Consider the following 8,326-nt stretch of genomic DNA (forward strand, 5'->3'; position numbering starts at 1 on the left):
AGCAAATGCTCAAAGAGAAAAAAAGCAGCATCAATCGCTTCTCTCTGTTTGTGGTCGGTGAAGGCATTGAAAAGAAATCAACCGACTTTGCAGCAGAAGTTGCCGCTGCAGCTGCTGGTAACTAACTTCTCTTTATTGCGGTTGCGGTTTGCAGCAACGCATGCAGGCGCGACCGGCGATAAAGCAGTTGTCTAATACAGGCCACCCGTTCGTTTACGGGTTGTCAGTCCAAAGAATCCCCTTTTAAGGGGATTCTTTTTAATTTCCGTAATTGTCGTAGCCAGAGTGGTTACAATAGCGTGTCAATTTTCAAAGGTAGTTCGGCCATGAGCAGCAAATACAAACGTGTGCTTTTAAAACTTTCGGGTGAAGCGTTAATGGGCGACGACGCCTACGGCATCAACCGCGGCACCATCAATCGCATGACTGGTGAAATCGCTGAAGTCTCGCGCATGGGCGTCGAGCTGGCTATTGTCATCGGTGGCGGCAATATTTTCCGGGGCGTAGCGCCCGGCGCTCAAGGCATGGATCGTGCAACCGCCGACTACATGGGGATGATGGCCACGGTAATGAATGCGCTGGCGCTGCAGGATGCACTCAAGGGGCATGGCGTGGTCACTCGGGTGCAATCGGCCCTGAATATTGACCAGGTCATCGAGCCTTATATCCGCCCCAAGGCCTTGCGCTATCTGGAAGAGAAAAAAGTCGTCATTTTTGCGGCAGGCACCGGCAATCCGTTTTTCACGACCGACACGGCTGCTGCGTTGCGCGGCGCAGAAATAGGCGCAGAGATCGTCCTGAAAGCGACCAAGGTCGATGGTGTCTATTCAGCTGATCCAAACAAGGATCCTACCGCTACGCGCTATTCCCGCATCAGTTTCGATGAGGTTATTACACGTCGCCTGGAAATCATGGATGCCACAGCGTTTGCGCTTTGTCGCGACCAGAAACTGCCTATCAAGGTGTTCAATATCAACAAACCGGGCGCGCTTGCCCGCGCAGTTTGCGGTGAAGATGAAGGCACGCTTGTACACGTATAAAGGAAAGAAATGAGTATCTCTGAATTGCAGAAGTCGGCCGAGAGCCGCATGAACAAATCACTGGACACCCTGAAAACAAACTTGTCCAAAATCCGTACGGGCCGTGCGCACGCCGGCATTCTGGATCAGGTTAATGTGGACTATTACGGATCTCCGGTTCCGGTCAGTCAGGTCGCCGCTGTCAATGTTGTTGATGCACGTACACTGAGTGTCCAGCCTTGGGAAAAGCAGATGTCCGGCCCGATTGAAAAGGCGATTCGCGAGTCTGATCTGGGTCTCAATCCTGTCTCCATGGGCGAGACTATCCGCGTTCCCATGCCAGCATTAACCGAAGAGCGTCGCCGCGATCTGGCCAAAGTGGTCAAGAGCGAAGGCGAGGATGCCAAGGTTGCCGTGCGCAATTTGCGCCGAGATGCGAATGACAGTTTCAAGAAATTGCTCAAGGACAAGGAAATATCTGAAGACGATGATCGTCGCGCTCAGGATGTTATTCAGAAAATGACCGACCGCTTTGTTGCCGAAATCGACAAGGTCGTTACACAGAAAGAAGCCGAAATCATGACGGTTTGATCGTGCCGGCATTATTCCGACGGCATTGTATTTAACTGAATAGATCAACTCATGAATCCAAGTTCCACACTCTGCGTACCAGAGACTGGCAACATACCCAGGCATGTCGCAATCATCATGGATGGAAACGGGCGCTGGGCGACTCGTCGGTTCATGCCGCGGACAGCGGGTCATGCTAAAGGCGTGCAGGCGGTGCGGCGAGTTGTGGAATATTGCGGCGCCAATGGCATTGATTACCTGACGTTGTTTGCTTTCAGTTCCGAAAACTGGCGCAGACCGCAGGAAGAGGTGTCGCTGCTGATGAAGCTTTTCGTGCAGGCGCTGGAAAAGGAAGTCTCCCGCTTAAACAGCAATAATGTCCGGCTGCGGGTAGTGGGTGATCTGTCGCCGTTCGAGCCTTATTTACAGAAGTTGATCCGGGATGCCGAAGCCACCACCAATGGTAATAGCGGCTTGACGCTGACCATTGCGGCCAACTACGGAGGGCGCTGGGATATCTTGCAGGCCTTTCGCAAAATGTTGCAGGCGCACCCGGAATTGACCCAGGATACAGCGCAGGTGTCTGAGCAGTTGCTCGGCGAGTATCTCTGCATGAACTGGGCCCCCGAGCCCGACTTGTTCATTCGCACAGGCGGCGAGAGCCGCATTTCAAACTTTCTTGTCTGGCAGCTTGCCTACACCGAATTATATTTTACCGACTGTTACTGGCCTGATTTCAGCGCCAGGGACATGGATCGGGCTATCGAGTGGTATCGTGGGCGTGAACGCCGATTCGGCCGAACCAGCGCGCAAATTTCGGATGATTCCCCGTCCGCCTGAAGGAGAGCGCATGTTATTGCAGCGCATCATTACCGCGGTCGTTCTGTTGATCGTTCTGCTGCTGGTCAGCGTTTTTCTTGCGCCGGTCTACTTTCGCATCTTTGTCGCCATAGCGAGTGCCATTGCGTTGTGGGAATGGCTGCGGCTGACTGCCTCGGCAAATGCGGCGCGGATTATCGCCATTGTTTATCTGATTGTGGCGGGATGGACCGCAATCGCGGGGTTTGATGATGCTGCTGTGACCACTGCTGGCGTCATGCCCGCAGGTATGCCGTGGGCCGGCGGGATCTCGCCGGTTGCCGCTGGTGTTGCCACGCTGGGGGTGTTGTTCTGGACAATCGCGGTGCCGCTGATCCTGAACCGTGCCGATACGCAGCGTACACCGGTCAGTGTGCTCAGCAGCCTGGCCGGCATCATTGTCGTTGGCGGCAGTGCGCTGGCCCTGGCGATGCTGCACTTGCAACACGGAGTCTGGTTTATTTTCTCGTTCCTGGGTGTTATCTGGTGTGCGGATACTTTTGCCTATTTTGGTGGCAAGCATTTTGGCGGCGCCAGGCTGGCACCGGCTATCAGCCCGGGCAAAACCCGATCGGGTGCAATCTGTGGTCTGATTGCAGCGGTCATCTGGATGCTCGCCACCATGTATATCGACGGCAGCTTTGCCGGCTATGTGCACCAGTATTTCCCCGCGTTTCTTGTGCTATTGGTTGGGGCTGTGTTGGCAACGTATTCCATGATTGGCGATTTGTATGAATCCCTGATCAAGCGCCGCGCCGGCATCAAGGATTCAAGCAATCTTTTGCCGGGACATGGCGGAGTCTGGGACCGGTTCGATTCGATACTCTCGGTCACCCCACTGGTTCTTGCCTTATGGATGCTGATCCGGCATTTTCATTAACGGCGCTTGCGCCCAAACACTTTTCCGGAAAAGAAAGTCCATGCAGAATATTACGATTTTCGGAGCAACCGGCTCGATTGGCGACAGCACACTCGATATTGTGCGCCGGCACCCAGACAGATTCAGTGTGTACGCACTCAGTGCCCAGCGACGCATGCAGAAACTGGCGCAGCTGGCGCTTGAGTTTTCGGCCAAAGTGGTCATTGTGCCGGACGTCGATGCCGTTGATGCGTTCCGCGAGCACTGGCCTGCCCAGCATGCGCTGCCAGAGATCAGGATGGGCGAACGCGGATTGTGCGAAACGGCCAGGGATCCCGAGACAGATTGCGTGGTGGCGGCGATAGTCGGCATTGCGGGCCTGGCGTCGGCGTTCGAAGCAGCGCAGGCGGGCAAGCGTATTTTGCTGGCCAACAAAGAAGCGCTGGTCGCCGCCGGATCGCTATTTATGCACACGGTGCAAACCCATAACGCGCAATTATTACCCGTCGATAGCGAACACAATGCCATTTTCCAGTGTCTGCAAAACGGCAGGCAAAAGCAACAAATACAGCGACTGATTCTCACTGCCTCGGGCGGCCCGTTTCGTGATATAGCCATCAGTGAGCTGGACCACGTAACGCCAGAACAGGCTTGCCGTCATCCGAACTGGAGCATGGGGCAGAAGATTTCCGTAGATTCGGCGACAATGCTCAATAAAGGCCTGGAAGTGATCGAGGCGCACTTTCTGTTCGGCCTGGCACCCGACAAAATCGACGTGGTCATCCATCCCGAGAGCACGGTGCACTCCATGGTCGAGTTTATCGACGGTTCGCTGTTGGCCCAACTGGGCAACACGGATATGCGTATTCCGATTTCCTATGTCATGGGGTATCCCGAGCGCATCGAAAGCAATACGCCAGCCTTCGATCTGCGCAAGCTGCAGCAGCTGAATTTTTCGCTTCCCGATTTTGCGCGCTTCCCCTGTCTGAAGCTGGCCTTTGATGCTTTGCAGGCAGGCCAGGCCGAGTGTATTGCCCTGAACGCGGCCAACGAGATCGCCGTGGCCCATTTTCTGCAGGGCGGTTTGCGTTTCACCCAAATTGCAGATGTGATTGATCGAGCGCTGGACTGGCAAAGCGGCCAGACCAACCCGATTACTCACATTGATGATGTTTTCCAGCTTGACCTCCTGATACGCGAACGCGCCAGGACGTTTTTACCTGCCTCGGTCTGACTATTATGCTTTCCAGTATTATTTTTTTCATTGTCACGATCAGTATCGTGGTGGTTTTTCACGAGCTGGGGCACTATCTGGCTGCACGCCTTTGCGGTGTTCATGTCGAGCGCTTTTCACTTGGCTTTGGTAAAGTGCTGCTTAGCCGGCGCGATACCCGCGGTACGGAATGGGTCATTTCGGCGTTGCCGCTGGGTGGTTACGTCAAGCCTCTGGCTGAACCCCAGGCGGGCCTCAAGGCACAGCCGGGCAGGGGAGCCATGAGCGAAAAATCTCCCTGGCAGCGCATGCTGATTTTTGCCGCGGGCCCGGGCTTCAGCCTGCTGCTGGGCATTCTCATTTATTCGGTCATGTACATGGCAGGCAGCAATGTGCCGCAGGCGATCCTGGGTGCACCGGCCGCCGGAACACCTGCCCAGGTTGCGGGCGTAATGAAGGGCGATCGGGTGATCGGCCTCAATGGCAGCGACGTTCATTCCTGGACCCAGTTGCAGCAACAATTGCTGGAACCCATGATTCTGGGACAGTCGGTCACATTGCAATTGCGGGATCAAAGCAATACCGACCGTGACGCTACGATTGCCTTGCTGGCAGCCCCTAAAGACCTTGAAGGGGTCAATCTGTCCAGGCTGAACGGGCTGGATATTGATGCACCGCCGCCGAGTGCGGCGCAGGTTATTGCCGGCGGCGCCGGAGAAGCCGCCGGGATAAAACAGGGTGATGTCATTGTGCAGGCCGGCGCCCGTACAGACCTGAATGCGCGGGTATTTATCGAGGAAATCGAGAAAAACGCTGGCCAGGATGTGCCCCTGGTTGTGTTGCGCGATGGCCAGCGCGTCACACTCAATGTGACCCCGCGCCCGACCAAAGGCCCGGATGGCGTCTCGCAGGGTAAAATTGGCGTGGCACTGCAGTCCGGCTACCCAATGACATTCGTAAGGTACGGGTTGTTTGAAAGTGTGGCCCTGGCCACGACGAGAACGCTCGATACTGCCTGGTTTTCGGTAAAAATGCTGGGTAAAATGGTAATTGGGCAGGTGTCCTGGAAAAATATCAGCGGACCTGTCACCATTGCCGACTACGCTGGCAAATCCGCCAGCCTGGGGTTCGAGCGATTCATTGAGTTTATTGCGTTGATCACCATCAGTATTGGTGTGCTCAACCTGATTCCGATCCCCGGCCTGGATGGCGGGCAAATGCTGTTTGCTTTTTTTGAAATTGTGCGGGGCCGTCCCTTGCCGGCATTTGTGCAGGAGAAGGGCTTGGCATTTGGCTATATGCTGCTGCTTGCCCTGATGGTAGTGGCATTTCTCAATGATGTCATGAGAATTGCCGGATAAGGCCGGTGATGCCGCTAACGTATTAACATACAAGGAAAATTGCTGACAAGACGCTGTGTTCTGACATACAATTTAGCGCTTATGCATATCCGAATCCACAAGGAAAGTCCGAATGTCTTTGAGACAGCTTAGTTCAATGAAAAAGAAAGCGATCCCGGTTCTGATCGCAATGCTCATTCTTCCGCAGGCATCTTTTGCATTTGCGCCATTCGTGGTGCAGGATATTCAGGTAAAAGGATTGCGCAGTACCGATCCGGCAACGCTGTTCAATTACGTTCCAGCCCGTGTCGGCAAACAGTTTACAGAAGAGCAGGCCACAGATTCGGTCAAGCGGCTTTTTGCCACTGGCCTGTTCAATGATGTCAATATTTCCACACGTAACCGTATCGTGTATGTGAATGTGGTAGAGCGTCCGGTCATTTCATCGGTCACGTTTGACGGAATGAAGGCATTCGATAGCAAAACCATTACTGAAACGCTGTCCGGTGTCGGCTTTGGCGCAGGGCGCGCCTACGATGAAGCCTTGCTCGAGCGCGCCAAGAATGAAATCCGGTCGCAATATGTTTCAAAGGGCCACTATGGCACCGAAGTTAATTCGGCCATTACGCCATTGCCTAATAACCGCGTCGGCATCAGCTTCACCGTGCAGGAAAGCAGTATCTCCCGCATTAGGGACATCCATTTTGTGGGCAATGAAGCCTTCTCCGAAGGCACACTGCGCGATCAGATGGACATGACCACACCCGGTTATATGACCTGGTATACGGGCTCGGACAAATATTCGCGTGAAAAGCTGGACAAGGATAGCGAATCCATTCGTAAATATTACCTGGATCGCGGTTATCTGGATTTCTCCATGGATTCGCCACAGGTCAATATCACACCAGATCGTGAAGATATTTCAATCAACCTGACCGTCAACGAGGGCAAGCCTTACAAACTGCGCAAAGTGCAGCTGGCTGGGAACCTGATGGGATTGAACAACGAGCTGCAGGCGCTGATCGAACCCAAGCCTGGTGAAACGTACAGTGAAGAACGGGCGCAGAAAACCACGGATGCAATCAAGAGCTATCTGGGCGGACTCGGCTATGCGTTCGCCAACGTCAACGCCAATCCGGTGCCTGACAAGGAAACCCAGGAAGCCGATCTGACTTTTTTTGTGGATCCCGGTCGCCGCGCGTATGTAAACCGTATCAATATTGGTGGTAATGTACGTACGCGTGATGAGGTTATCCGTCGTGAAATGCGTCAACAGGAATCCGGGTGGTACGATGAAAACCGTCTTTCCCAGTCAAAGGACCGGGTCAATCGTCTTGGTTATTTCAACAGTGTAGACGTGACTCAGATGCCGGTTGCCGGCGCGGATGACCTGGTTGACGTGAATGTGGACGTCAAGGAAAAACCGACCGGTCTGATCAATCTTGGGGTGGGCTATGGGACTACCGACAAGCTGTCGTTCACTGCCGGTATCAGCCAGGAGAACGTTTTTGGTTCGGGCACCGATCTTGGTCTGCAGGTCAATACCAGCAAACGCTATCGTAATGTCAGTCTGACCCACACTGATCCATACTGGACAACCAGCGGCATCAGCCGCACGACCTCGCTGTATTACCGTACCGAAACACCGCTGAACTATAACGTTGAGCAGGACGAAGATTCTTATCGCACCCGTACAATCGGCCTGGGCATGAACTTTGGCGTACCGATTTCCGAAAATGACCGGATTATCATGGGCGCCACTTTCGAGAACAGCAAAATCACGTTGCCCGGTGAAAACTCAGGCTATCTGATTCCCAAGGCGTATCGTGACTTTGTAGATGATTATGGTGAATCCACCAATGTGCTGATGCTTAATCTGGGCTGGAGAAAGGATACCCGTGACAATGCGCTGGCGCCAACACGCGGCTATTTGAGTTCCATACAGGGTACACTGGGTGTGGGCGACCTGAAATATTATATGTTAAGCGCTCAGCAGCAGTATTACCTGCCACTGGGCAAGGACTACACGCTGGCGTTCAACCTGAGTGCCGACTATGGCCGTTCACTGTCCAACGACAAGCCATTCCCGGTCATCAAGAACATTTACGCCGGTGGTATCGGTTCGGTGCGTGGTTATGAAGGCGCTTCCCTGGGCGCGCGCGATCCCGTATCCGGAGACTATCTGGGCGGTTCAACCCGTGTTGTCGGTAATGTGCAGTTGTATCTTCCATTCCCCGGCACCCATAACGATCGCACATTGCGCTGGTTTGTCTTTGCCGATGCTGGTAAGGTGGGCACAACAGGCAAGGCAAGTTGCACCACCGGTAACGTAGATGAAGGCGGGCTTGTCGAGGATCCATGCGGTTGGCGCTATTCGGCCGGGGTAGGTCTGTCTTGGCAATCACCGTTGGGGCCGCTGGAAATTTCCTACGCACATCCTATTAGTCCCAAACCTGGTGATAACAAG

The 8,326-nt window shown here is 54.1% G+C and carries 7 protein-coding genes and 1 pseudogene; all 8 read left to right on the plus strand.

Annotation, left to right across the window (positions count from 1 at the left end):
• Positions 1–125 (plus strand): annotated as a pseudogene (locus ACTIKR_RS11675) (translation elongation factor Ts); the annotation flags it as partial.
• A 201-nt stretch (positions 126–326) separates the two neighbouring features.
• Positions 327–1,040, plus strand: coding sequence for a UMP kinase (gene pyrH, locus ACTIKR_RS11680; protein WP_442327907.1), 714 nt, complete (start codon positions 327–329; stop codon positions 1,038–1,040).
• A gap of 9 nt (positions 1,041–1,049) precedes the next feature.
• Positions 1,050–1,610, plus strand: coding sequence for a ribosome recycling factor (gene frr / locus ACTIKR_RS11685; protein ID WP_442327908.1), 561 nt, complete (start codon positions 1,050–1,052; stop codon positions 1,608–1,610).
• Positions 1,611–1,661: 51 nt separating this feature from the next.
• Positions 1,662–2,429, plus strand: coding sequence for a polyprenyl diphosphate synthase (gene uppS / locus ACTIKR_RS11690; protein WP_442327909.1), 768 nt, complete (start codon positions 1,662–1,664; stop codon positions 2,427–2,429).
• A 10-nt stretch (positions 2,430–2,439) separates the two neighbouring features.
• Entirely contained in the window at positions 2,440–3,327 is an 888-nt protein-coding gene (locus ACTIKR_RS11695) for a phosphatidate cytidylyltransferase (RefSeq protein WP_442327910.1), read from the plus strand.
• Positions 3,328–3,367: 40 nt separating this feature from the next.
• Positions 3,368–4,540 (plus strand): 1-deoxy-D-xylulose-5-phosphate reductoisomerase, encoded by a 1,173-nt coding sequence (dxr, locus tag ACTIKR_RS11700; protein ID WP_193086879.1) that lies wholly within the window; start codon positions 3,368–3,370, stop codon positions 4,538–4,540.
• A 5-nt stretch (positions 4,541–4,545) separates the two neighbouring features.
• Positions 4,546–5,880: an RIP metalloprotease RseP gene (gene rseP / locus ACTIKR_RS11705; protein ID WP_442327911.1), complete on the plus strand. Its 1,335-nt coding sequence runs from the start codon at positions 4,546–4,548 to the stop codon at positions 5,878–5,880.
• Positions 5,881–5,992: 112 nt separating this feature from the next.
• On the plus strand, positions 5,993–8,326 hold a 2,334-nt coding region (bamA, locus tag ACTIKR_RS11710), incomplete at its 3' end, for an outer membrane protein assembly factor BamA (RefSeq protein WP_442327912.1).

The sequence above is a fragment of the Advenella sp. genome (assembly GCF_052108595.1).
Lineage (GTDB): Bacteria > Pseudomonadota > Gammaproteobacteria > Burkholderiales > Burkholderiaceae_B > Advenella.